Raw genomic sequence first — 25293 nt, forward strand, 5'->3', positions numbered from 1 at the left:
AAGGGCCGGAGTACCTTGGCATTGTGCCATGGCAACCATGTGACGCCGAAAAGCGCCAGTGCAAGCCCCTTCGGCCAAGGGACGGGCTATCCCATCAGAGAGCGAGCCTGCCTCACCTGCTCGAGGGTGCCAGGGTCCTCGATGGTGGTCAAGTCGCCGGCGTCGCGCCCCTCGCAAACGGCCTGGATCGCCCGCCGCAGCAACTTCCCGCTGCGCGTCTTGGGCAGCGCACTGACGAAGTGCACGCGCGCCGGCCGCGCCAACGCACCGAGCTGGTCGGCCACCTGCTTCATGACCTCCCCTTCCAGCGCCAGCGAGGCCTGGGCGTCGCCGAGCACGGCACCGTCCTTCGGCACCACGAAGGCCACGGCCACCTGCCCCTTGAGCGCATCGGCCACGCCCACCACGGCGACCTCGGCGACCTTGGCGTGGCCCGAGATGCTCTCTTCGATTTCGCGCGTGCCGAGGCGATGGCCCGCGACGTTGATCACGTCATCGGTGCGGCCAAGAATGTAGTAGTAGCCCTCCTCGTCGCGGATGCCCCAGTCGAAGGTGGAGTACACCAGCTTGCCCGGCACGGTCTTCCAATAGGTATTGACGAAGCGCTCGTCGTCCCGCCACACCGTCTGCATGAAGCCGGGCGGCGTCGGCCCCTCGATCACGACCACGCCCTTCTCGTTGGCGCCCGTCAGCTCCTCGCCGCTGGATTCGTGAAGGATCTTGATGTTGTAGCCGTACATCGGAACGCCCGGGCTGCCGAACTTGCTGCGCGTGCGCTCCACGCCATTGGCCACCGTGAGGATCGGCCAGCCCGATTCGGTCTGCCAATAGTTGTCGATGATCGGCACGCCCAGGCCTTCGCTGATCCAGCGCGCCGTGGGCTCGTCCAGCGGCTCCCCCGCGAGGAACAGCGCGCGCAGGCTCGACAGGTCGTACTTCTTGAGCAATGCCGGGTCCTGCTTCTTGAGCACGCGCACCGCCGTCGGCGCACTGAACATCGCAGTGACCTTGTACTTCTCGACCAGCTGCCACCAGATGCCGCCGTCGGGCTGCCGGTCCAGCCCCTGCGTGGGCAGGCCTTCGTACACGATCGTCGCCATGCCCGCGATCAGCGGTCCGTAGACGATATAGCTGTGCCCCACCACCCAGCCGATGTCGCTCGTCGAGAAGTAGGTCTCGCCCGCCCGGCCGTCGAAGATGTGCTTCATGCTCGCCGCCAGCGCCACTGCATAGCCGCCGGTGTCGCGCTGGACGCCCTTGGGGCGCCCGGTGGTGCCGCTGGTGTAGATGATGTAGCTGATATCGGTGGCGTCGAGCCAGGTGCAGGGCACCTCGGTCTCGCGGTGCTTCTCCATCAGCCGCGCCGCTGCATGGTCGCGGCCTTCGGCCAGTGTCATGGGCGCCAGTCCACGGTCGAACAGCAGCACTGCATCGGGCTTGTGCGCGGAAAGCCGGATCGCCTCGTCCAGCAGCGGCTTGTATGCGATCACCTTGCCGCCCCGCGAGCCGGCGTCGGCGCTGACCACGACCTTGGGCGTCGCGTCCTCGATGCGCGAAGCCAGCGAGGCGCTCGCGAAGCCGCCGAACACCACGCAGTGGATCGCCCCCAGCCGCGCACAGGCCAGCATCGTGAAGACGGCCTGCGCAATCATGGGCATGTAGATCAGCACGCGGTCGCCCTTGGCCACACCGAGCTCCATCAACGAAGCCGCGACGCGCTGCACCTCGTCATGCAGTTCCTGGAAGCTGTAGCTCCTCTCCGTGCCGGTTTCGGTCGACACGGCGATCAGCGCCGGCTGGTCGCCGCGTGTGGCGACATGGCGATCGACCGCGTTGTGGCAGAGATTGGTGGTGCCGCCCGCGAACCACTGCACGAACGGGGCCCGGCTCGCGTCGAGGACCTGCCGGGGAGGCGTTTTCCAGTCGATCAGTTCGGCCTGCTCGGCCCAGAAGGCCTCCGGCTCGTCGATGGAACGGCGGTAGAACTCTGCATAGCGGCTCATGGTCTTTGTCTCCGGGTGAGGGTTCGACTCCAGGGCGGACCTGGATTGCTCAAGTATGAGCCGCTCGCTTGCTGGAAGCTGACGCGGCAAAAGCAGGCACGGCTGACACAATCTGCGCCTTCACAAGAGGAGCATTCCATGAGCATCACGGTTCGGCGCGACGGCGTTGCAGGCACCCGGCACATCGTCAAGATCCGCGCACACGAGTTTCCGGTCGACCCGGGGCCCGCGGCAGGCGGCACCGACGCCGGCCCGACGCCGCACGACCTGTACGACGCGGCACTCGCCGCCTGCAAGGCGCTGACGATGGTGGTCTATGCACAACGCAAGGGCATGCCGCTGGAAGACGTCGAAGTCACCGTCGACCGCGACGACAGCGAAGAGCGCCAAGGCACCTACCGGCTGAAGACCACGCTTCGCGCGACGGGCGACCTGAGCGAGGCGCAACGGGCCGAGCTGCTCCGCGTCGCCGGCAAGTGTCCCGTTCATCGGCTCATGAGCGAAGTCAAGACCGAGATCACCACCGACTGGACCTGAGCCGGCTGCCAGCGCCGGCTGATCGAAGCCCGCGTCCGCTCAAGCCGGGCCCCGTCCCAGGCGAACGAGCGCGTCGCGCAGCCAGCGCACCGCGTCGTCCGCGTTCGAGCGGGCGTCCCAGCACACATAAAGGCGATAGGTCGGCAGCTCGAAGGGCAGCGGCAGCGCGTCCAGGAGCTGGGCGTAGCGGCTCGCCACCCGTTGCGGGAAGACCGCGACGGCATCGGTGCTCGCCAGCAAGTCCGTCATCTGGCTGAAGGTGGTGACGGCCGCCTGCACGTGGCGGGCCAGGCCGCGGCGCGCCAAGGCCTGGTCGATGGTGTCGTCGAGCACGGAGCGGCTCTGCCCCAACACCACGTGCGGCATGGCGCAAAAGGCTTCGAGGTCCATGCCACCCACGTACCGCGGATGGCCGCGACGCGCGACGGCGACGTAGGCGTCTTCGTAGAGCAGCTCGGATTCGACCCCGGCGGCCGGCGCCATGCGCGGCAACAGGCCCAGGTCGATGTCGCCCCTGCGCAGCCTTTCGGGCAACTGGCTGTAGTCGGCAAGCTCCCACGCCAGCCGGATGTGCGAGCCGCAAGCCGCGAGCTCGCGGCACAGGAGAGGCAGCATGCCGCGGCTGCTGTGGTCGCTGCCCGCGATGCGCAGGATGCGCTCCGACTTCGCGGGGTCGAAGGCGCCGTCCGCGTTCAACAGCCCCTGCAGATCCACCAGCACCGCCTCCACCCGCGGCGCCAGCGCGAGGGCACGGGGGGTGGGCACCACGCCGTGCGCAGTGCGCGTGAAGAGCGGGTCGTCGAAGGTCTCGCGCAGGCGCTTGAGGGACGCGCTGACCGCCGGCTGGCTGAGGAAGAGGCGGGAGGCCGCGCGGGACACGCTGCGCTCGCGCAGGAGGGCGTCGAACGTCCGAAGCATCGCGAGATCGACGCCGCGGATATCAGGGCGGCCCATATCAGTTATCCAAACGTTCGAATTGATCCGGCGGAACGGGGCTCCTATCGTAGGGCACCCCACAAGATCAAGGAGACAACGATGTTCGCCTGCACCCGTCCGAGCGGCTTTCGCGCGCACCGGCGCGCCTGTGTCACCGGTCTCGTTGCGCTCGCGATGGCCGCTGCCGCGCCAATGGCCTCGGCCCAGGCGCAGGCCGCCTTCCCGGCCAAGGTGATCCGCATCGTGCCCTTCGGCACCGCCGGCGGCCCGATCGACGTGATCGCGCGCGCCTACGCCGAGAAGCTGCAGCAGCGCTGGGGCCAGAGCGTGATCGTGGAGCCCCGGCCTGGCGCGAGCGGAATCCTTGCGGCCGACGCCGTGGCCAAGGCGCCGCCCGACGGGCACACGGTGTTGTTCACGCTCTCGCTCACCCACATCAACAACGCGATCCTGCAGTCCAGGCTGCCCTACGACCCCGTCAAGGACTTCGAACCGATATCGCAGCTGGCCACCGGCGGGCCCATGCTGGTGGCGCGCGCCGACGCACCGTACTCGAACCTGAAGGCGTTCGTCGCGCATGCGAAGCAGCATCCCGGCCTGACCTACGGCACCTGGGGCAACGGCTCGCAGGCGCACCTGATGGGCGAGCTGCTCAAGCGCCAGAGCGGCATTTCGCTGACGCACGTCGCCTACAAGGCGGAGGCCGCGGCGCACAACGACATGATCGGCGGCGTGCTCGACTTCGCGTGGGCCAATCCGTCGACGGCGCGCACGCAGTCCCAGGCCGGCCGCATGAAGGTGCTGGGCATCGCCGGCAGCCGGCGCGTGTCGACCTTGCCGGACGTGCCGACCTTTGCCGAGCAGGGCTTCGCCGGCTTCGACCTCGACAGCTGGATCGGTGTGTACGCGCCGGCCAAGACACCCTTGCCCATCATCGAGCAATGGACCCAGGCCCTGCGCGAGATCACGCGCATGCCCGACGTGCAGGCCAGGTTGAGCGGCTTCGGCTTCGAGCCGCTCGGCAACACGCCGGCCGACTTCAAGGCCAGCTACCAGGCGGACTTTCCACGCGTGGCCGAGCTGATCAAGGCCGCGGGCGTGACGGCCGAATGAAAACGCAAGGAGCCTCGATGAATTCCACGACCGCCGGGAAGGTGATCCGCATCGCCGTCGACACGGGCACTGCCTACGGCCGCGAGCCGGGTACCCACAACCCGACGCTGACCGAAGTCGGCCCCGGCACGCCGATGGGCGAACTGCTGCGCCGCTACTGGCACCCGATCGGACTGGCCGCCGACGCCGGCGACACCCCGCGCAAGCTGCGGGTGCTGGGCGAGGACCTGATCCTGTTTCGCGACAAGAGCGGCCGGCCCGGGCTGGTCCATCCCCATTGCGCGCACCGCGGCAGCTCGCTGTACTACGGGCGCGTGGAAGAGCGCGGCATCCGCTGCTGCTACCACGGCTGGCTGTTCGACGTGCAGGGCCATTGCCTGGAGCAGCCCTGCGAGCCCGGGCTGGGGCGCACCCGCGAGCGCATCCGCCAGCCCTGGTACCCGGTGCAGGAGCGCTACGGACTGATCTGGGCCTACACGGGACCGCCGGAGAAGAAACCCGTGCTGCCGCGCTACGAGGCGCTCGAAGACCTGGACGCCGGCGAGCTTCTCGAAGCCAACGACGCCAGCATCGGCGGCGGCGGGCCGCAGGTCATTCCCTGCAACTGGCTGCAGCATTACGAGAACCTGGTCGATCCCTTCCACGTGGTGGTTCTGCACGCGAGCTTCAGCGGCACCCAGTTCGTCGAGCAGATGGCGCAGATGCCGGAGGTCAGCTGGGACACGGTGGCGCTGGGCGTGCGCACGACCTCCGTGCGGCAGTTGCCCGACGGCAAGGTGTTCCGGCGCATCAGCCAGGCCGCCATTCCGACGCTGCGCGTGATTCCGAGCCCGCGCGTCGGCCGTTACGGGCGCGTCGAGTCGCTGGGCTGGATCCTGCCGATCGACAACCACAGCTTCCGCATCTTCGTGGTGGGCCGCGTCCGCGAGCGCGGCGAGCTCTCGCGCATGCGCTCGCGCATGAACGGCAAGCTGTGGGAAGAGCTCACCGAAGAAGAGCACCAGCGCATGCCCGGCGACTACGAGGCGATGGTGAGCCAGGGTGCCATCGCGCGGCATTCGGAGGAGCACCTGGCGACCTCCGACCGCGGTATCGTGATGCTGCGCCGCTACCTGAAGGCACAACTGGAGCGCCTGGAAGCCGGCGAGGACCCGGCCGGCGTGAGCTTCGATGAAGACGAGCCCCCGGTGGTGTTCGACGCGGGCAACTACCTCGACGATCGCTGATGCGCGGAGGACTGCTTGGCGCCCCGCCGGCCGGTGCCTCGGGCGTTGTCGGGCAGCTCCGTGACCCCGAGGCGCTTGGCCAGCCGCGCCAGGTTGGCGCGGTCCAGGCCGAGTGACCGCGCCGCCGCCGCACGGTTGCCCCCATGCCGGGCGAACGCATCCATCACCAGCCGGCGCTCGAGCTGAGCCACGGCCTCGCGCAGGCTCACGTCCTGCGCTGCCGTGACCGGTGCGTGGCCTTCGTCCGGCTGCGCCGAGGGCTCGGCGCGCCCTTTCGGCAGGTCCAGGTCTTCGGCGGTCAGGCTCAGGATGCGCGGACGATTCGGCTGTCGGCCCAATGCCTTCAGCACACTGCGGCCCAGCAGGTGCTCCAGCTCGCGCACGTTGCCGGGCCACCCGTGCGCCAGCAGCGCCGCCTGCGCGCCAGCGTCCAGCCGAAGGCCGCCCAGGCCCAGCCGTGACCGGTTCTCTTCGAGGAAGAAGCCCCCCAGGAGCAGGACATCTCGCCCGCGCTCCCGCAACGGCGGGACGTGGAGCGGATAGACACTCAGCCGATGGTAGAAGTCCGCGCGCAGCCGCCCTTCCCTCACCTCGTCGGCCAGGTTCCGGTTGCTGGCGGCGATCAGCCGAACGTCCACGCGGTGCTCGCGGTCGGAGCCCAGCCGCTGGAGCTGGCCGCTTTGCAGCACGCGAAGCAGCTTGGCCTGTACGTTGGGTGCAAGCTCACCGACCTCGTCGAGGAACAGCGTGCCGCCATCGGCCAACTCGAACTTGCCGGGACGCTCGCCGATGGCGCCGGTGAACGCACCCTTCACATGCCCGAAGAGCTCGCTTTCGACAAGCGTATCGGGCAGCGCCGCGCAGTTCAGGCTGATCATCGGACGGGATGCGCGCGCCGAGCGCGCATGCAGCGCCTGCGCAACCAGTTCCTTGCCCACGCCGGTCTCCCCTTGAATGAGGACCGGCAGTTCGCTGGCCGCCACGAGCTCTATTTCCTTCTGAAGCTGCCGCATGGACGGGCTGCGGCCGATCAAGGCGCGCGAGCGCGGCGTTGCCGCCAATCGATAGCCTTCGGCCCTGAGGCTCTCATGCTCGGCACGCGAGTGGAGCTGCTCGATGCGTGCGACAACGCTGACGGTCGCGGCAGCGAGGCTGCCGAACGACTGCAGCACGGCGAGATCGAGGCTGGAAAAGCGTTCAGGCGCGAGATCGTCGAGGGTCAGGAGCCCCCAAGGCTTGTCGTCGAACCGGACCGCGCAGCCCACGCAATCGTGCACCGGCAGATGTCCCCGGTGGCTCTCGACCAGCCCGTCGTAGGGGTCCGGCAGGGGGCTGTCGGGGGGAAACCGCAGCGGACCTCCGGCCTCCAGCAGCGCGGCGAAGCGTGGATGCTCTTCGACGCGGAAGCGGCGGCCCAGGGTGTCGCTGCTCAACCCGTCCACCGCCAGCGGGACCAGCCAACCGTCCTCCAACCGCAGCAGCGCCGCGGCATCGCAGGGCAACAGCATGCGCAGGGCCCCCAGCAAGCGGCAGTAGCGCTCGGTGGTCGGCAATTCGCGCGCGAGGTCGGCGACGAGCGGGATGATCGCCTGAAGCAAAGGGCGAGTAGTCATCAAGACTCCATTCGAAGTCAACTTGACACCAGTTTATCCGTGTCGCTTTGACCTCTTGCCCGCCAAGTCCTTGATATGCAGGAGGCAAAGGGCTGGAACGCTCCTTGCGGAGTGGACGGCAACGCAACTCCACTCTCAAGGACCCTCATGCTGACAGCGAAACAGAAGTCGATCGTCTCCGCCACCGTCCCCCTGCTCGAAACCGGCGGCGAGGCGCTGACCACGCATTTCTACAGCATCTTGCTGACCGAGCACCCGCAGGTGCGTCCCCTCTTCAACCAGGCCCACCAGGCTTCCGGCGATCAGCCCCGCGCCCTGGCCAACGGCGTACTGATGTACGCCAAGCACATCGACCGGCTCGAGGCGCTGGGCCCGTTGGCACAGCAGATCGTCAACAAGCACGTGGCGCTGCAGGTGCAGCCGGAGCACTACCCCATCGTCGGGGCATGCCTGCTGCGTGCCATTCGCGAGGTGCTCGGACCGGACATCGCCACCGACGAGGTGATCGCAGCCTGGGCTGCCGCCTACGGCGAGCTCGCGGACCTGCTCATCGGCGCAGAGGGGTCGGTCTACGACAGCAATGCGAAGGCGCTCGGCGGCTGGCGCGGTGGCCGCGCTTTCAAGGTCGTGCGCAAGGAAGCCGAGAGTGACGAGATCGTCTCTTTCTACTTCGCCCCCGTGGACCAGCAGCCCGTGATGGACTTCCAGCCGGGCCAGTACATCGGCATCCGCCTGAACGTCGGCGACGATGACATCCGGCGCAACTACTCGCTGTCCGCAGCGCCGAACGGCAGCACCTATCGGATCAGCGTCAAGCGCGAAGAAGGTGGCGTCGCCTCCTGCCATCTGCATGACCACGTGCACGAAGGCAGCGAAGTGGAACTGTTCGCCCCCTCTGGCGCGTTCACGCTCCAGGCTGGCGACCGGCCGCTGGTGTTGATCAGCGGAGGCGTGGGCATCACGCCGACGCTTGCAATGCTCGATGCAGCGCTGAAGACTTCGCGCGTTGTGCACTTCATCCACTGTGCGCGCAACCGTGGCGTCCACGCCTTTCGCCACACCATCGAGGCCTTGGCAGAGAAGCACTCGCAGCTCAAGCGCTTCTATTGCTACGACGAGGCGAACCAAGGTAGCGAACCGCCGCATGCAGTCGGCCGCCTGGATCTTCCGACGCTCTCTCAGTGGCTGCCTGCCGGAACCGCGGATGTCGATGCCTACCTGCTCGGCCCGAAGCCGTTCATGAAGCAGGTCAAGGCAGCGCTGCGCACCCTGGGTGTGCCGGACGCACAGGTGCGGTATGAATTCTTCGGCCCGGCCTCGGCGCTGGAGTAGAGCCACGGCATAGGACTGTCCTGGGTCATTCGTGCGAAGCGACCCAGTCCCAGACGCGCCCGGGCCCCTCGACCATCACGTTGTGCCCATGCGGGCCGAGCTCGGAGGCAGCCGGATCGAGCGCGCGGGTCTGCTCCATCGTCACCAGTGCGTCGTCGCCCCCGCGGCCGAGGTGGACCGGGCAGCGAGCCAGCGCCACCAGGTCAGCCACCGGCGGCTTGCCAATGCCATGGGCGCGCGGATCCATCGCGAGGCACCATCCGTCCGTCTCGCGCCGGATGCCGCGGGCCACGACGGGTGCCGCTGCGCCGGCAATTCCGGCCAGGCCCGAGACTTTCAGGTACCGGTCCCATGCCTCTTCTTCCGTGGCGAAGCGCTTGGCAGGCTGGGAGGCCAGCGTCGCCATGCGCCGGAGCTCATCGTCGCTCCACGCGAGCTTGATGCCCGCGCCGAAGACCCGATGCGGCGCCACGCCGAACCAGCCGGTGGCCAAGGCCAGGGAGATCACGCCGCCTAGCGAATGCCCCAGGACCACGAGCCGGCCCGCGGGCTCGACGTGCGGCAGCACGGCACGCGCCACGGATGCGGCGTACTGCCCGATCGCATAAGAATCCTGGCGATCGGATCGACCATGGCCCGGCAGGTCCATGACAACCCAGCGGCCGGCCCAGCGGGCGCCAGCCATTGCGCACATGGGCGACCACACGGCCCCCGTCGCGCCCATTCCGTGCAGCATGAGGAGCAGGTCCGGGCCTTCGCCACCTTGTTCCATTTCCATGTCCACCGCCTTCGTCGCGTCGTCGATGGCGCGAGATTACCCGAGCTGTCAGCCAGGGCAGTGCCTTCGGAAACTTACCGGGCCTTGGCGCGCGCGCTCTTCTTGCGGCCTTCCGCGCGCGGCGCTTCTGCGACCGGGGCGGCACTGCCGACGTTCGCCCGGTCGAGCCACAGCAGCGCGTCGACGTGCGACATGAAGCGATGGAGGTATTCCGGCGACAGCTCGCGCATCAGCGTGAGCGCGCGATGCACGAGCTGGTGCGAATTGAGCGGGCCGGCGTTCTCCGGCACCGCGGCCAGCGACTGCGTGAGCCGCCGGTCGGCGCTGAGCCGGGACCAGGTGCTCCTGAAGTAGCCGAGCGCCTTCAACTCCCGAGGTGCGCCAGGCACATCCGCCACTGCCACGCCGGCCGACAGGGCGCCTGCCTCCGACGCCGCGTGCTGGGCGATGTGGTCGAGGAGGCCCTGGAGCGGACCCGCCCCGGGCGCATCGCCCCGCTTCGACTCGTCCTCACGGACCTTCGCGTTCCGCGTCTTCTCGAGATCCTCGTCAAAGGCCGCGAGCAAGTGTTGCAGCCTGTCGTCCAGGAGGCGCCGCGCTTCGCCATGGTGGGCGGCCGCGCGCCGTGCCAGAGCCTCGATGAATCGGAAGCGCACAGGATCGAGGCGATCGTCGCCGCGCTCGCGCCGGGCCTCGAGGGTGGCGCCGGGCACCCAGGCCGAACCCTGCGGCGCCGCGCCGCTTGCCGACGTTTCGCTGCTAGTCACGGGACTTCAAGCTTGCACCGGGCTGCCGCGGCGTGGGCGCCATCTCGACGCGCCGGTTCCTGGAGCGCCCTTCGGCATCGGCGTTCGACGCCACGGCCTGCTCCGATCCGAAGGCCGCGGCAAAGACCGAGGGCGAGGGAATGCCCTCCTCGATCAGCGCGCGGGTCACGGTCAGGGCCCGCTGGGCGGAGAGCTCCCAGTTGTCGGCGAAACGGCGATTGCCGTCGCGCAGTTGCCGGTCGTCCGTGAATCCGCTCACCATCAGCACTTCATCGCGCGCCTGCAGATAGGTGGCCAGAGGCGCGCTGAGGCTCCTCAGCAGTTGCCGGCCCTCGGGCTGCAGTTCCGCGGAGCTCGACGCGAACAGCACGCTGCCGCTGATGCCGATGCGCCCGTTGCTGAGCGTCACCCGGCCCGCTGCCAGCGGCACCGCCAGCGCTTTCTCGAGCGCTTGCAGGCGCTGTGCCTGCGCCTCGCGCTTCTTGATCTCGGCCTGCAGCTGGGTCGAGAGTTCGAGCTGCATGCCGATGGCAAACACGAGGATCAGCACGAAGGCGCCCAGCAGCGCCGACATCAGGTCGCCGAAGACCGCCCAGACCGGCACGCTGGGCTCCAGGCCGGCGTCGAGCTCGTCGTGCATCACGCTTCGCTGCCCGCGGGTGCCCGGCTGGCGGCGAGCTGCTGCAGGTCCTCGACGATCTGCTTCTGCGACATGATGCTCAGGTCGATGACCTCCCTCGCCTGCGCCACGTAGTAGGCCAACTGCTCGTCGCTGCGCGCGATGGACTTGCCCAGCGTGCCTTCGATGCGGTGCAAGTGGGCCACCAGCTTGTCGTTCGACTGGCTGAAGAGCTGCACGGCCTGGCCGAAGGCCTCGCCCAGGCTCGCCACTTCAACGGCGCTGCCGGTGAGCTGGGCCGCGACTTCGGCCATCTTCCCGGCCTCTGCATCGACCTGCTCGGTGAAACGGGTGCCGACCCGGTCGAGCAGATCGGCCGACGCGGCGACCAGCGAATCGATGGCCGAACGCTGCTCGGCGGACGCCTGGTTCACCGCATCGAGCAGGGTCCCCAGCGTTTCCAGGATGCGGCTGCGTTCCTCCAGCATTTCGTTGTCGCGCGCCATGCCGTCGGTGAGCTTCTGGCGCAGCTCGCCGATGACCTCGGCCGCGGCGCGCGGGGCTTCAGAGGCGGCTTGCACGAGCTGCGTGATCTCCGCGATCGTGCGGCTCGCCTGTGCTTCGGTCCGATCGGAGAGGTCGCGGGCGGTCTCGGCCAGCGTCGTGCAGATCGCCTGCTGCTGGCCCTCGGCGCGGGCCCCTGCCTGCTGCCATTCCTGCTGGAGCGACACGGCGATGGCCCGCAGCGCATCCGTCCAGGCTGCCAGGCGTTGCTCGTCGCGCGAGGCCACTTCCGCCTGCAGCGCCACATGCGCGTCGTCCACGGTGCGCAGCAGCGAAGCCGCGTGTTGCTCGAAGGTCGCCGCGGCGGCCGTCAAGGCCTCTTGCGTGTCGCCTGACAGCCGCTGGCTGGCGCGCTCTTGCTGCGCGAGCGCATCGCGCCAGCTCTCCGACAGGGTGCCGACGGTGGTCTCGAGGCGGGCAGACACGCCCTCCACCAGGGACGCCGAACGCTGTTCAAACGTCTGCGCGAACTGGTCGAAGGTACCGCGCAGATCCTGCGACAGTGCCTCGCTGCCGCGGCGGTGGCCGGCAAGCGCGTCCTGCCAGAGCTCGGCCATCGTGGTGGTGGTGGTTTCCAGCCGGGTCGACAGGCCGTCCAGCTGCCGCTGCACGCTGTGCTCGATGGTGCCGTGCAGCGCAGCCGCCTCGCGCGCAATTCCGGCCATGGCCGCTTCGACGACCGGCTGGAAAGTGGCTCCGGCCACGCGCGCGCTTTCGGTGAGGCTTTCGTTCAGCGACCGGCCGACGGACGAAGCGAGTTCGGTGTATGCGGCCTCGGCCTTGCCGTGAAAGCTGTCCTGGCTGGAGATCAGGCGTTCGCTCAACGCATGGCTCTGCCGCTCCATCAGGGTCATCATGGCCTGCAGCCGGTCGACCAGTTCCGGCATCCCGTGGACCTGTTGCTGCAGCAGCTTGAAGGACTCCTCGCGTTGATGCGCGCGCGACCAGGGGCGCAACGCGGTGGCGATCCGGGTGTCGAGCAGCTGCCCGGCCTGCAGGCGCTCGCGCCGGCACAAGGCGGAGGCAAGGCCCAGCATCGCCGACGCGGCCACGCCCGCGACCGATGTGCCGAAGGCCAGCCCCAGGCCCTTGACCGGCGCGGACAACGAGGCGCGAATGGCCTGCAGGTCCGTTGCGCCTTCCAGCGCGGCGCCGGTGCCGTTCAGCGTGACGACCATCCCCAGGAAGGTGCCCAGCATGCCCAGCAGCACCAGCAGACCGGCGAGGTAGGGCGTAAGCGCCGGACCGGGAAGGCCGACACGCTCGCCCTCGATGCGCAGGCGCACCGCGTTGCGCAAGGACGGATGCAACTGTTCGAGCCATTGGCCCAGGCTCGGAGGCGCGTCGGGCAAGTCCGCCACGGCGCGTTCCAGAGTCGACGTCGCCTGCTGGAAGCGGTGCAGCTCCAGCGCGCCCATCAGGTAGAAAGCGCCGACCAGCACGGTGATCGCCAGCGCCAGCGGACTCGTGCCGATGTACCCGGCGCCGACCCAGCACACGGCGGCCAGTCCCACGAAGAAAACGAAGTAGTGAAGTGATCTGTTCATGAGCTCTTGCGAAGGGCTTCGAGCAGCCCCTCCACCGGTTCCAATCGAAGTTCGAGTTCGGCAAACAGCACGGCTTGCATGTCCTTGCGGAACTGATCCTGCCAGGCCACTTGCGGCGCCCCGTCCTCGGGCTCGTCCGGCACCGCCTGGTGCGCCTGCCGCAAACGCCTGAAATGTTTTTCCAACAGGCCGGGCACCGTCGCGAGCAGCCTGTACTCCTGCTCGTTCAGGGCATGCTCCATTACCGCGTCCATGGCGGCGAGCTGCGCCAGGGCCGGCGACCGGGCCGCCAAGCTGGCTCGCAGGCGCTCACGCAAGGGGCCGATGGCCATTTCCATCGTCTGCTGCCTGGCGACATAACGCCTGCGGTAAGGCGCGAAGTCGGCCGTGTCCGGTTGCGCCTTCTGGGCGGCCAGGGAGCCGTCGTCGGCGATGGCCTTCGCCAGCACGCCGCGCAGGCGAATGCATTCGTCTTGCTCGCTGCTACCCCGCACGGAACCAGCGCCGGCCGGCGCCATCGGGGGACTGCCGTTCAGCACCCCGGACAGCGATATCGCGTCCGTCCAGCCGAGCCATTGGCTCAGCCGATCCGCGAAGCCATGCCTGGGCTCGGGAACGTGGATGTCGGCCAGACGGGCGAGCAAGCGAGTGAGCGTCGAGCCGGTGAAAGCTGTGCGCCGTGAGACTTGCGCCATACCGCCGGTGAAAAACCGCGCAGTCTACACCGGCGGCCCGGCCACGCCGGAGCGCGAGGCACCGCAGGGCGCCATCGATCGGTTGGCGCAGACCGTTCAGCCGGCGTCGGATTTGGATGACACGAGACACGAGCCAACGGGCGCATCGTCCAGTCTCGTTCACTCGCGTGAGGTGATGCCATGCTTGACCACCCTGGTTCCGCAAGAGCGCTGTGCCGCATGGGCACGCAGACGGCAATGGCAATGGCAATGGCGCTCGGGGCCCTCACCTGGCAGCCGGCAGCGGCGGAGCCGATCTTCAAGTGCGGCAAGACCTATACCAACGTGCCGGCCGACACCGGACCGGCGAAGGCGCGCTCCGGCGACTGCGTGCTGGTCGACACCAGCGTCCAGCCCAAGGGCAAGAGCGAGAACATCATGCTCGACGGATCGAAGTCGATCACCGTTCCGGTCGGCCAGGACGGCCGCTTCTGGATTCGCGGAACCGTCAACGGCTTTCCGGTGCAGTTCGCGATCGACCGCGCCTCGGCGGGCAATGCCGGCGTCGCGGTGAGCGAGGACTTCGCGGCCCGGGCGAACCTGATCGGCGGTGCGCCGGCCTTCATCCAGACCGCCGGGAGCGGCACGGACGCGCGCCGCATCGAGCGCGTGCCCTTGACCTTCGGGCCCTTCCGGGTGCCGCAGGCGACCGTCGTGGTCGGCCCGCTCGGCGGCAAGTCGACGGACGCCGTGCTCGGACCGGAACTGCTCTCGCTCTTCGATGTGACGGCCAACGACCGGGAGCTGACGATCGTCGGCAAGTAGCCCCAAGGGAGGCGGCGCCAGTTCAGCCGCCGGCGATCCGGCTTATCAGCGCCTTGGTGAAGGCCGCGGTCCCGGCGCTGCCGCCCAGGTCGCCGGTGCGCACCTTGTCGATGTTCAATGTCTCGTCGATGGCCTTGCGCAGGCGGGTTGCAAGATCGGGAAGTTTGCAGTGGTCGAGCATCAATGCCGCCGCCAGCAGCAGCGCGGTCGGGTTCGCGATGCCCTTGCCTGCGATGTCCGGCGCCGAGCCGTGCACCGCCTCGAAGATCGCGGCCTCGGCGCCGATGTTGGCGCCGGGCGCCATGCCCAGCCCGCCCACGAGCCCTGCGGCCAGATCGGACAGGATGTCGCCGAAGAGGTTGGTCGTGACCAGCATGTCGAACTGCCACGGGTTCAGCACCAGCTTCATCGCGCAGGCGTCGACGATGACCGTGTCCAGTTCGAACTTGCCCTTGTACTTGCGCTCGTACAGGTCGAGGCCGGTCTCCAGGAAGATGCCGGTCAGCGCCTTCATGATGTTGGCCTTGTGCACGAGCGTGACCTTCTTGCGCCCCGTCGCGATGGCGGTCTCGAAGGCGAACTCCAGGAGGCGGCGGCTGCCCTGGCGCGTGTTGATGCCGGTGGCCATCGCCACCGCGTGCGGATCGCCGTCGATGGGCACGTAGTGTTCGTGGCCGATGTACAGGCCCTCGAGGTTCTCGCGAACGACCACGAGGTCGATGTTGTCGAACCGGCCGCCGGGGACGATGGTGCGCGCCGGACGCAGGTTGGCGTAGAGCTGGAATTCCTCGCGCAAGCGGACGTTCGACGAGCGGTAGCCTCCGCCGGACGGCGTCTCCAGCGGCCCTTTCAAGGCGAGGCGGGTGCGGCGGATGCTGTCGAGCGTGGCTGCCGGCAACGGATCGCCCGCCTGCTGCACGCCAGCCAGCCCGGCAATCTGCCGATCCCACGAAAAAGGTGCCTTCAGCGCGTCGAGGGCGGCGAGCGTGGCATCGACGATTTCGGGGCCGATGCCGTCCCCGGCGATCAGGGTTGCGGGAATGACATCGGACATGGGCTGGCTCCAGGAAGTGGAAATGCGCTCGACGAGAGCGCCGCGACCGGCAGGATTATGAGCGGACAATCCGGGACTCTCCACCTTCGCGCGAGCCCAAGCCACCGCCATGACCCGACTTGACGACCCCCTTCATGACGCCGAGATCGGCTCCCGCGACAGCACGCTCGATACCACCCGCATCGACGACGTGCGCATCGGCGCCGTGCGGCCCTTGATCACGCCCGCGCTGTTGCAGGAGCGCGTGCCGGTGCGCGACAACACGCTCGCCCTGGTCGAGGCCAGCCGCGCCGCGATTGCCGACGTGCTGCACGGCCGCAGCGACCGGCTCGTGGTGGTCGTCGGGCCCTGCTCGATCCACGACCACGAGCAGGCGCTCGAATACGGCCATCGGCTCAAGGCCGTGGCCGACGAGCTGCGCGACGACCTGCTGATCGTGATGCGAACCTACTTCGAGAAGCCGCGCACCACGGTCGGCTGGAAGGGCTACATCAACGACCCGCACCTGGACGGCAGCTTCGCGATCAACGAAGGGCTCGAGCGCGCGCGGCGGCTGCTGCTGGAGTTGACGACGATGGGGCTGCCGACCGGCACGGAATTCCTCGACTTGCTGAGTCCGCAATTCACCGCCGACCTGATCGCCTGGGGCGCCATCGGCGCACGGACCACGGAAAGCCAGAGCCACCGCCAGCTGGCCTCCGGGCTGAGCTGCCCGGTAGGTTTCAAGAACGGCACCGACGGCAGCATCAAGGTGGCGGCGGACGCGATACTCGCCGCGCGGGCGCCGCACGCGTTCATGGGCATGACGAAGATGGGCATGGCCGCCATCTTCGAGACCCGCGGCAACGACGACTGCCACGTCATCCTGCGCGGCGGCAAGACGCCGAACTACACGGCCGCCGATGTGGCCGCAACTTGCGAGGCGCTGCGGGGGCTGGGCTTGCGCGAGCAGGTGATGGTCGATCTCTCCCATGGCAACAGCAGCAAGCAGCACCAGCGCCAGGTCGACGTTGCCGACGACGTGGCCGGCCAGATCGCGGGCGGTGAACATCGCATCGCCGGCGTGATGATCGAAAGCCACCTGGAGGAAGGCCGGCAGGACCTGGTGCCCGGCGTGCCGCTCAAGCACGGGGTGTCGATCACGGATGCGTGCATCGGCTTTGCGCAGACGGTGCCCGTGCTTCAGAGGCTCGCCGCGGCGGTGCAGGCACGGCGCCGGACTTAACGAACCAGCGCCAGCACGTCCTTGAAGCGTGGGTGCTCGGCGGTGCGCACCCATTCGAAGCCGACCATCTCGGTGGTCACCAGCTCGGCACCGGCGCCGGCCAGGCGATCGAAGGCCGCATCGCGGTTGCGTTCGGTGCGCGAGCCGCACGCGTCCGTAACGACCCATACCTCGAACTCGTCCTCGAGCAGGTCGAGGGCCGTCTGGAGCAGGCACACATGGGCCTCGCAGCCGGCGATCACGACCGTGTTGCGCTCCTCGGCGGGCTGCTGCGCCTTCTGCAAATGTTTGGGCAGGCTGCGGGCATTGCCCTGGGGCGCCTTGGCCGGCGCGCGCAGCCAGTCGGCCAGCCCCTCTTCCACGGCGCTGAAATGCATCTTGGCCAAGGTGCGCTGGCACAGGGCACGCAGTTCGGGAACGTTCTCGCCCAGCTTCGACGGGTTCTCCTCGGTGCCGAAGACTGGAACTTCCAGCAGGCGCGCCATGCGGCCCAGCCGCAGCGCATTCGCGAGCACGGCCTGCGCCTCGAAGATGGCGGGCATCAGGCGCTGCTGGTAGTCGACCAAGACGAGTTGGGATTGCGAAGCGTCGAGCAGCATGGGAAGCAGGTCTTTCTGGAAAGCAGCAGAGGAATCAGGAGCCCCAGACCGTACCACCGAAGCTGCCGGTCGGGCTCACGTGCACTGCCGCTCGCCGAACGGGTTCAGTCGGGCAGCAGGCGGATGAGCTTGCCGTCGGATTCGTCGGTCAGCACATAGAGCAGGCCATCCGGCCCCAGCTTGACGTCACGGATGCGGGCCCGGCCTTCGAGCAGCCGGTGCTCCGCCACCACCTTGCCGTCGCGCAGTTCGATGCGATCGAGGTAGCCGAACTTGAGCGAACCCACGAAGAGGTTGCCCTTCCAGGCCGCGCCGTAGCGATCGCTCGTCAGGAAGGCCATGCCCGACGGCGCGATCGAGGGCACCCAGTAGTGCAGCGGCTGCTCCATGCCCTCCTTGCGCGTGATGCCCTCCCCGATCTTGCCGCCGCCGTAGTTCTCGCCGTAGGTGATCACCGGCCAGCCATAGTTGCGACCCGCGACGGGGACGTTGATTTCATCGCCGCCTTGCGGGCCGTGCTCGTGCATCCACAGCTTGCCGTCCGGCGCCAGCGTCGCGCCCTGGCTGTTGCGGTGCCCGTAGCTCCAGATCTCGGGCAAGGCTCCAGGGCGGCCGACGAAGGGGTTGTCCGCGGGCGCCTTGCCGTTCTTGTCGATGCGCACCAGCTTGCCGAGGTGGTTGTCGAGCGTCTGGGCGTCTTCCTTGTGGCTGAAGCGGTCGCCAAGGGTCAGGAACAGGGTGCCGTCCCTGGCCTCGACGATGCGGCAACCAAAATGAGCACGGCTGTCAACCTTGGGGCGCTGGCTGAAGATGACGCGCACGTTGTCGAGCCGGCTGCCGTCGGTGGAAAGCTGCCCACGCGCAAGCGCTGTACTGTTGGCTCCGCCGCCTGCCGCGGGCTCGGAGAAGCAAAAGTAGACGGTGCGGTTCTTGTCGAAGTCCGAGTCCACCAGCACGTCGAGCAAGCCACCCTGGCCACCGGCCGCGACGGGCGGGATTCCCGCAACGGGTTCCCCCACCTTGCCATCGGCAGCGACCATCCGCATGCGGCCCGCCTTCTCGGTCACGAGGAAGCGGCTGGCCGGGAGAAAGGCCACGCCCCAGGGGTTCTGGAGGCCGGACGCGATGACTTCCGGCCGAGGAGCCGCGGCGGCGGTGCCGACAACGGCAGGCAGGAAGCCAGCGACTAGAAGTGTGCTCCGCAGGAACGACGCATTCATGGCAACCCTTTCAGACCGATGCTAGAAAAATTTCGTACAACCGCAATCAATCAATTCAAAACTTTTGGATTACAGGTTTGTAAAACCTTATCAGCCATAACTTCAACTTTACAATTCATGCAAATTCAATTTGTAAAAACTCGTTTATTGACAACAAGTTACATGCATAATCGCGACTTCGCTTGAAATTGACATCGCTTTTTGTCGTCCATATCCTACGCGCCATGCGTTTTTTTCTCCTACCCGCCTTCCTCCTGATTGCTGTCGCGGCCCACGCCGCGCCGCTGCAGGACCCGCCTGAAGAGCTGGAGGCCATGGTGGCCGACAAGGGCGTCATCAGCCAGTTCCATCAAGTCCGCCAGAGCGTGGTGGCCCGTACGTCCGATCTGGTCGTGACGGCGATTGGATTTCTGGGCGTCCCGTACCGCCGCGGCGGCAACACGGCGGAAACCGGCTTCGACTGCAGCGGCTTCGTGCGCGCCATGTACAACCAGACGGTGGGCCATCTGCTGCCGCGCCGCGCCGAAGAGCAGGCCGCTGCCACGCAGAAGATCGAACGCGACGACCTCAAGCCGGGCGACCTGGTGTTCTTCAATACCATGCGCCGCGCGTTCAGCCATGTCGGAATCTATGTCGGTGACGGCAAGTTCATCCACGCGCCCAGGACCGGCGCCGAAGTTCGGGTCGAGAGCATGAACGGCAGCTACTGGCAACGCCGCTTCAACGGGGCCCGCCGCGTGCTGGCCACGCAGGACGAGGGCAAAGCCGGCAGCGGCGACTGATCGTTCCGGAATTCATGCGAGCGTCCCTGCGAAGCACCGCAGACGCGCGATTCGTTCCACAGCGTAGCCGTTCCACCGCCGGGCGGCCGCGTCTTCTTTGTCTCCACGTTCCGCAATGCGCCAGCGGCCATGGCGCGCATGTTCAACGGAACTGGCGCACCCGACCAAGCGCCATCCCCCTCCAAGCTTGATGCTGCGTTGCCGGTTCGACCAACGACCGGATTTCTCGCCATCATCTTGGAGATCCTCATGGACATCACGCGTCGGCGCATCACGAAGGTGCTCGCTGCCTCCCCTTTTCTCCTGCCGGCCGCCAGGAGTGCCTTTGCATTTCAGGCGCTCGAGTCGACGTCGCTGATCTGCGGCTTTGCTGCCGGAGGCACGGCGGACACCATGTGCCGCAGGGTCGCGCCCAGGTTGTCGCCAGGCTACGCCAAAGTCGCCCTCACCGACAACCGCACCGGCGCGGCCGGGCAGATTGCCATCACCTACGTCAAGGGCCGGCCCGCCGACGGCACGTCGGTGTTGATGACGCCCACGTCGATGCTCACGATCTATCCGCACATCTACAAGCGCCTCGCCTACGACCCCGCGGTCGACGTCACGCCGGTCTCCCTCGGCTGCGTCTTCGACTACGGCTTTGCCGTCGGGCCGGCGGTACCCGTTGGCGTGCGCACCGCGCCGGAGTTTCTCGAATGGGCCAAGGCGCATCCGGAAGGCGCAAATTACGGATCGCCCGGCGCCGGCACCACGGCGCATTTCATCGGCAACCTGCTCGGCAGGAGCGCCGGCATCGACATGCGTCATGCGGCATATCGAGGAACGCAGCCGGCCATGCTCGATCTGCTCGGCGGCAACGTCTCCGCGGTGGTGGGCCCCGTGGGCGACATCAGCCAGCACCTGGTCACCGGGAAGGTGCGCATCCTCGCCGTCTCCGCCAACAAGCGCAGCCGCTTCGCGCCCTCGGTGCCGACCTTTGCCGAGCAAGGGCTCAAGGACATGGCGCATACCGAGTGGTTCGGCTTCTACCTTCCGGCCAAGGCACCGAAAGAACTGGTCGACCGGCTCAACGCCGAGCTCAGGACGGCGCTCGCGACGCAGGACGTGACGGACGGCCTCGCCACCTTCGGGCTCGAGGCGATGAGTTCGTCCTCGGATGAACTGCGCACCCTGGTCGCCAAGGACACGATCAAGTGGAGCTCGATCGTAAAGGACGTGGGCTTCACGGTCGAGAGCTGACGACCCGCGAAGAACAGGCCTACTGCTGCACGTAGTTGTAGGTCCCCACTCCCTGGAGGATGAGCACTTCGCAAGGCGTGCCACCGAGGCCTGACACGAAGTGCGGCACGCCCGCGGCGACCTCGTGCACATCGCCCGGCGCGAGTTCGACGACGCGCTCCGGCGAACGCGTGGCGATACGCAGCGTTCCCTTGACGCAGAAGAACGTGTCCGCGATGTTGTCGTGCGAATGCCATGGCACGCATTCGCGGACACCGTGCCCTTGGAAAATGAGGCGCAAGCCTGGCGGTGCAGCGATCACATCCATTCGGCTGAAGCCTGCGGCGAAGCTTGCGTAGTCGGTGGCCTCGTCATGAAGCGCTTCCTGGATCTGCTCGCCGGACGCGCGTGATCGCTCGATCACATAGTCCAGGCTCGGCGGATCGACCGCCAGCGCCGCCAGGGAGTTGCCGTACTCGAAGACGGTGAAGTCGATCTCGCAGCCGTCCGCCGCATACACGCTCATCGCCACGTTGGGTGGCACCGTGTAGTGCTCGCCGCGCTTCAGGGTGTTCTTGAAGGGCGGCTTCCGGATCTGGACGGCCAGCCCGTCCGAGTGGGCGTACACCATGGTGCGCGAGTCGGGCTTGACATGCCACGGCACAGCCGTGCCGCGATCCAGCCGCACGTGGCGCGCGCGCAGGCCCTCGACTTCGGCGATGGCGCTTGTTGTGCCGGGGTTCGCATTTGCGTAGGGGTCTGCATGTAGCTGTGGGGCGTGATCGATGTGAGCCATGGTCACCACCATAGCTCGAACCCTGGCGCACGGCTGGCTCGTGGACGCCATGGTTCTTGCACGTCCGCGCCAGGCAAGAGCCGCCATGCGCGGCTCGCTCGGTCGTGCGCGGGTGGCATTTCAGGGCCATGGATCTGGCGTTAGCGAACAAGCCGCGTCTGCGTGGCCGCTGTACCTTCAATCCACTGAATCACACATCGCAACACCGAGGAGTATCCACCGTGTCCACGCCTGCCGATCCAACGCCCCTCTCACCAACCAACGCCTTTCGCCAAACGCTCTGCGCCATCGTACTGGGCGCATGCACGACGCTTGCCAGTGCGCAGGCCGCGGGCAGCCTGGCCAGGCATGGCGACATCACACCCCTTTGCGGAACCAAGCCGGCTGTCGTCGGACTGACCGACGGCTTCGGTGGGGCAGCATGGTTCAAGACCACGGCGCAGGAGTTCAAGGACGAACTGTCCAAGTGCAAGAACGTCACCAAGGTCATCTACCTCAATGCCAACGGCAGCCAGCAGAAGTACAACAGCGACATCAACAGCCTGGTCTCGCAGGGCGTGAACGTGCTCGTGTCGTTCACGCACTTCGGCGATGCGTCGCTTCCGGTGCTTCGCAATGCGACCAAGGCCGGCGTCACTGTCGTGCCCTTCTTCTCGAAGATCAGCGGAACGCCGGGCAAGGACTATGTGGACGTGGTCTACCAGGACCCGGGCCCGAACGGCGTGATGTGGGCCGACTTCCTGGCGAAGACGGTGAAGTCCGGCAAGGTGATCTTCCTGGGTGGGCCTCCCGGCGCAACGTCGTCACAGGGCTTCATGGATGCCTTCAAGGCAGGCCTCCAGAAGTATCCCAACCTGAAACTGGTGGAGCCGAACTATGTCGTCACCAACTGGAACCCGGCCGATGCCCAGAAGGCGGTCACCGGCCTCATCGCCAAGCACGGCAAGATCGACGGGATCGCCTCCGACTACGGCCTGACGACCAACGCGGCGATCAAGGCCTTCGAGCAGGCCGGCCTGCCCATCCCCGCACAAGCCACGCTCGCGAGCAGCAACGAGCTCAACTGCAAGTACCTCGAGTACAAGAAGGCCGGCAAGGCTTGGCAATACCTCTCGCTGGACGGCACGACCACGCTGGCCCGCGCCGCGGAGCGCAGGGCAATGGCAGCCTACTCCGGCGCCAAGTTCAACGAGCCGCTTGCCTGGAGCCCCTACGCCTACGTGGACAGCAGCGCGGGCGTGGACCCCAAGTGCGACGCGTCGTTCCCACCTGACGCGGACCTTTCGGGCCAGTTGTCCATCGCCGCGCTCAAGGAACTCTTCAACTGATCGCAGGCGCCACCGGTGGATCCAGCCATGGACGAAGCTCCAACTCCTCGCCCCGCGCTTGCCATGCTCGGCGTGAGCAAGACCTACGGCGCCGTGCGTGCGCTCAACGACGTGAGCCTGGTCGTGCATCCGGGAACGGTGCACGGCCTCATCGGGCAGAACGGCGCGGGCAAGTCCACGCTGATGGGCGTGGCCTCGGGCGCGGTGGTGCCGGACAAGGGCCAGGTGTCGATAGACGGCACACCGAGCCTGGGTGAACCGAGCACGGCGCGGGGGCTCGGCCTCGCCATCGTGCGGCAGGAGCCGGCTTTGATGCCCGACCTGACCGTCGCGGAGAACCTGTACCTCGGCGTGCCCGAAGCGCTTCGGCCTGACATCTCCGCGCTCGATGCGTGGACGCTCGATCTACTGCGCAAATGGCGACCCGACATGACGATCGAGCCGGGGGCGCGCGTCAACACCTTGAGTGCCGAGCAGCGCTTCATCGTGGACATCGTGCGGGCGCTGGCGGTGAACCCGCGCGTGCTCGTGTTGGACGAACCCACCGAGCATCTGCAGGCCGACGACGTCGAGCGCCTCTTCGCCTGCATCGAGAGCGTCACGGCGCGAGGCGCCGGCGTCGTCTATATCTCCCACCGCATTCGCGAAGTGCGGCAGATCGCCGACAGCATCACGGTGCTGCGCGACGGCAAGGGCCAGGGAACCTTCGAGGTCGACGGACTGAGCGAGGACAAGATCATCGAGCTGATCGTCGGTGCGTCGGTGAGCGCCGAATTCCCCCCCAAGGCGCACGCACGGGGGCACGACGGGGCGATCCTCGAGGTTGCGGGCTACAGCGGTGCTGGCATTGCCGATGTCTCGATAAAGCTCTTTCCCGGCGAGATCGTCGGCCTTGCCGGCGTCGAGGGCAACGGGCAACGGGAGTTTCTGCGATCGTTGGCCGGGCTCGCCGCGGCCCATGGATCCCTGAACGTGCGCGGCAAGCCGGTCAACCTGCGTCACCCCGACCAGGCGGCACGGGCCGGGGTTCAATACATCTCCAACGACCGGCATGGCGAAAGCGTGTTCGAGGATCTCTCGCTCACCGCCAACTTCAGCCTGCGCAGTCTCCGCCAAGACCTGCGGTGCGGCCTGGTCGATACGCGCAAAGAGTCGCGACGCGCGGACGCGGCGCTTCGGGCGCTGTCGGTCAAGTTCGGCAGCAAGGATGACCCCATCCGCTCGCTCTCGGGCGGCAACCAGCAGAAGGTCGTGATCGGCGGCATGCTGGCCTCGGAGCCGGCCATCCTGCTGGTCGACGAACCCACGCAGGGCGTGGATGTGGGCTCTCGCCTGGAGATCTATCGGATCCTGCGCGATACGGTGCGCGAGGGCAAGGGAGCGGTAGTGCTGTCATCGGATGCCGCAGAACTCGCGGGTCTCTGCGACCGGGTTCTCGTGTTCTCGCGAGGCTCGATCGCCGCCGAGCTGTTGGGCGACGCCGTGACAGAGAGCGGCATCATCGGCGCGATCCTGACTGCCACCAACACGCGACAGCACGCGCACAAGCGCAAGGCCGCAAAGCCCGCGTCGCGGATCTGGGCACAGTCCCTGGCCACCGATTGGGCGCCCATCGCGATGGTTTCCATCGTGGTGCTGCTGCTGGGCGCCTACACTGCAGCCGTCAACGAGAGCTATCTCAGCGCACGCAACCTCAGCGGCATGCTCGCGCTCGTTTCCACGCTCGCACTGGTAGCGTGTGCGCAGCAGGCGCTGATGCTGGTCGGCGGCATCGATCTGTCGGTCGGTCCCCTGATGGGTCTCATCGTCGTCGGCCAGTCTTTCATCCTCGACGGGCCGTTGTCGAGCATGGGCGTGATCGCCAGCATCGCAACGATCCTGACCGTGGCCTTGCTGGTCGGCGCGTTCAACTGGTTCCTGGTCGAACCCATCGGACTGCATCCGATGGTGGCAACGCTGGCCACCTACATGGCGCTGCAGGCGGTGTCGCTCATGTTGCGGCCGACCTCGGCCGGCATGATCAACGAGGCCGTGACGGACGCCATCAATCTGCAGATCGGCTTCGTGCCACTCACGCTGCTGGCTGCAGTCGCCCTGGCGCTGTGCCTGGACTTTGCGCTGTTCCGGCGCTACGTGGGCATGTCGTTGCGAGGCCTGGGCTCCAACGTCAACTCGGCGCGGCTCGCAGGCATCGCGCCGGCCAGGACGCGGCTGATCGCCTATCTCGCGTGCTCGCTGATCGCCGGGCTCGCGTCCATTCCGCTGCTCGGCCAAGTTGGCATCGGGGACCCTCGCGCCGGTATCGACTACACCCTGACGAGCATCGCCGCCGTCGTCATCGGTGGTGGCAGCCTCCATGGCGCGCGGGGCTCGTTCGTCGGGGCGCTGCTGGGCGCGTTGCTCATTGCGCAGGTGAACGTCGTCACCGCGTTCATCGGGCTGAGCGAGACATGGCAGGCCTATCTGCTCGGCGCGATGATCATCGCGGCCGTCGCCGTGCACTCCAAGAGCCGCCACCTCGTGCTTGCAAGCTAGGG

22 protein-coding genes are annotated in these 25293 nt (G+C 67.6%); 10 read left to right on the forward strand and 12 right to left on the reverse strand.

Going from position 1 to position 25293, the window contains the following annotated elements; genetic code table 11:
• Positions 1-86: 86 nt before the first annotated feature.
• A complete protein-coding gene (locus tag E5CHR_RS20220; RefSeq protein ID WP_162581500.1) occupies positions 87-2003 on the reverse strand; it encodes a propionate--CoA ligase in 1917 nt (638 codons plus the stop codon).
• 138 nt (positions 2004-2141) lie between these two features.
• On the opposite strand from E5CHR_RS20220, the gene E5CHR_RS20225 reads away from it, so the two are divergent.
• The gene (locus E5CHR_RS20225; RefSeq protein WP_162581501.1) at positions 2142-2540 is read left to right on the forward strand and encodes an OsmC family protein; all 399 of its coding nucleotides are present in this window, start codon (positions 2142-2144) and stop codon (positions 2538-2540) included.
• Between the two features lie 39 nt (positions 2541-2579).
• On the opposite strand, the gene E5CHR_RS20230 is transcribed toward E5CHR_RS20225, so the two are convergent.
• Positions 2580-3494 (reverse strand): LysR family transcriptional regulator, encoded by a 915-nt coding sequence (locus E5CHR_RS20230; protein ID WP_162581502.1) that lies wholly within the window; start codon positions 3492-3494, stop codon positions 2580-2582.
• Between the two features lie 81 nt (positions 3495-3575).
• Between E5CHR_RS20230 and E5CHR_RS20235 the strand changes: the two genes are divergently transcribed.
• Positions 3576-4589 (forward strand): Bug family tripartite tricarboxylate transporter substrate binding protein, encoded by a 1014-nt coding sequence (locus E5CHR_RS20235; RefSeq protein ID WP_162581503.1) that lies wholly within the window; start codon positions 3576-3578, stop codon positions 4587-4589.
• Between the two features lie 17 nt (positions 4590-4606).
• Positions 4607-5815 (forward strand): aromatic ring-hydroxylating dioxygenase subunit alpha, encoded by a 1209-nt coding sequence (locus E5CHR_RS20240; RefSeq protein ID WP_162581504.1) that lies wholly within the window; start codon positions 4607-4609, stop codon positions 5813-5815.
• Here the strand turns inward: E5CHR_RS20240 and norR are convergent.
• Entirely contained in the window at positions 5797-7428 is a 1632-nt protein-coding gene (gene norR / locus E5CHR_RS20245) for a nitric oxide reductase transcriptional regulator NorR (protein WP_162581505.1), read from the reverse strand. The genes E5CHR_RS20240 and norR overlap by 19 nt on opposite strands.
• A gap of 147 nt (positions 7429-7575) precedes the next feature.
• On the opposite strand from norR, the gene hmpA reads away from it, so the two are divergent.
• Positions 7576-8760: an NO-inducible flavohemoprotein gene (gene hmpA / locus E5CHR_RS20250; RefSeq protein WP_162581506.1), complete on the forward strand. Its 1185-nt coding sequence runs from the start codon at positions 7576-7578 to the stop codon at positions 8758-8760.
• A gap of 25 nt (positions 8761-8785) precedes the next feature.
• On the opposite strand, the gene E5CHR_RS20255 is transcribed toward hmpA, so the two are convergent.
• From E5CHR_RS20255 to E5CHR_RS20275, 5 genes are all read right to left on the reverse strand, one after another.
• A complete protein-coding gene (locus E5CHR_RS20255) occupies positions 8786-9538 on the reverse strand; it encodes an alpha/beta fold hydrolase (protein ID WP_162581507.1) in 753 nt (250 codons plus the stop codon).
• Positions 9539-9612: 74 nt separating this feature from the next.
• Entirely contained in the window at positions 9613-10305 is a 693-nt protein-coding gene (locus E5CHR_RS20260) for a DUF2894 domain-containing protein (RefSeq protein WP_232062130.1), read from the reverse strand.
• The gene (locus tag E5CHR_RS20265; protein ID WP_162581508.1) at positions 10298-10945 is read right to left on the reverse strand and encodes an OmpA family protein; all 648 of its coding nucleotides are present in this window, start codon (positions 10943-10945) and stop codon (positions 10298-10300) included. Before E5CHR_RS20265 ends, E5CHR_RS20260 begins: the two co-directional genes overlap by 8 nt.
• Positions 10945-13035 (reverse strand): DUF802 domain-containing protein, encoded by a 2091-nt coding sequence (locus E5CHR_RS20270; protein WP_162581509.1) that lies wholly within the window; start codon positions 13033-13035, stop codon positions 10945-10947. The genes E5CHR_RS20265 and E5CHR_RS20270 overlap by 1 nt, the downstream gene beginning before the upstream one ends.
• Positions 13032-13730, reverse strand: coding sequence for a DUF3348 domain-containing protein (locus E5CHR_RS20275; protein ID WP_162581510.1), 699 nt, complete (start codon positions 13728-13730; stop codon positions 13032-13034). The genes E5CHR_RS20270 and E5CHR_RS20275 overlap by 4 nt, the downstream gene beginning before the upstream one ends.
• 180 nt (positions 13731-13910) lie before the next feature.
• Here E5CHR_RS20275 and E5CHR_RS20280 point away from each other — a divergent pair, with 180 nt between their 5' ends.
• A complete protein-coding gene (locus E5CHR_RS20280) occupies positions 13911-14534 on the forward strand; it encodes a retropepsin-like aspartic protease (RefSeq protein WP_162581511.1) in 624 nt (207 codons plus the stop codon).
• Between the two features lie 22 nt (positions 14535-14556).
• Here E5CHR_RS20280 and E5CHR_RS20285 read toward each other — a convergent pair whose 3' ends face one another.
• Entirely contained in the window at positions 14557-15588 is a 1032-nt protein-coding gene (locus E5CHR_RS20285) for an isocitrate/isopropylmalate dehydrogenase family protein (RefSeq protein ID WP_162581512.1), read from the reverse strand.
• Between the two features lie 109 nt (positions 15589-15697).
• On the opposite strand from E5CHR_RS20285, the gene E5CHR_RS20290 reads away from it, so the two are divergent.
• Positions 15698-16813, forward strand: coding sequence for a 3-deoxy-7-phosphoheptulonate synthase (locus E5CHR_RS20290; protein ID WP_162581513.1), 1116 nt, complete (start codon positions 15698-15700; stop codon positions 16811-16813).
• Here the strand turns inward: E5CHR_RS20290 and E5CHR_RS20295 are convergent.
• Together E5CHR_RS20295 and E5CHR_RS20300 are read right to left on the reverse strand one after the other, a co-directional pair.
• Positions 16810-17412, reverse strand: coding sequence for an isochorismatase family protein (locus E5CHR_RS20295; RefSeq protein WP_162581514.1), 603 nt, complete (start codon positions 17410-17412; stop codon positions 16810-16812). The genes E5CHR_RS20290 and E5CHR_RS20295 overlap by 4 nt on opposite strands.
• Positions 17413-17516: 104 nt before the next feature.
• Positions 17517-18632 carry a PQQ-dependent sugar dehydrogenase gene (locus E5CHR_RS20300; protein WP_162581515.1) on the reverse strand — a complete coding sequence of 372 codons (1116 nt, stop codon included), beginning with the start codon at positions 18630-18632 and terminating at the stop codon, positions 17517-17519.
• A gap of 224 nt (positions 18633-18856) precedes the next feature.
• On the opposite strand from E5CHR_RS20300, the gene E5CHR_RS20305 reads away from it, so the two are divergent.
• The gene (locus E5CHR_RS20305; protein ID WP_162581516.1) at positions 18857-19414 is read left to right on the forward strand and encodes a C40 family peptidase; all 558 of its coding nucleotides are present in this window, start codon (positions 18857-18859) and stop codon (positions 19412-19414) included.
• Between the two features lie 249 nt (positions 19415-19663).
• Positions 19664-20653, forward strand: coding sequence for a Bug family tripartite tricarboxylate transporter substrate binding protein (locus E5CHR_RS20310; RefSeq protein ID WP_162581517.1), 990 nt, complete (start codon positions 19664-19666; stop codon positions 20651-20653).
• Positions 20654-20672: 19 nt separating this feature from the next.
• On the opposite strand, the gene E5CHR_RS20315 is transcribed toward E5CHR_RS20310, so the two are convergent.
• Entirely contained in the window at positions 20673-21428 is a 756-nt protein-coding gene (locus E5CHR_RS20315; RefSeq protein WP_162581518.1) for a cupin domain-containing protein, read from the reverse strand.
• A gap of 221 nt (positions 21429-21649) precedes the next feature.
• On the opposite strand from E5CHR_RS20315, the gene E5CHR_RS20320 reads away from it, so the two are divergent.
• The gene (locus E5CHR_RS20320) at positions 21650-22756 is read left to right on the forward strand and encodes a substrate-binding domain-containing protein (protein ID WP_232062131.1); all 1107 of its coding nucleotides are present in this window, start codon (positions 21650-21652) and stop codon (positions 22754-22756) included.
• Positions 22757-22783: 27 nt separating this feature from the next.
• Complete coding sequence (locus tag E5CHR_RS20325) at positions 22784-25291, forward strand: ATP-binding cassette domain-containing protein (RefSeq protein ID WP_162581520.1); 2508 nt, start codon at positions 22784-22786, stop codon at positions 25289-25291.
• Positions 25292-25293 lie beyond the last annotated feature (2 nt).

The sequence above is a fragment of the Variovorax sp. PBS-H4 genome (genome assembly GCF_901827205.1).
In the GTDB taxonomy this organism is placed as follows: Bacteria; Pseudomonadota; Gammaproteobacteria; order Burkholderiales; family Burkholderiaceae_C; genus Variovorax.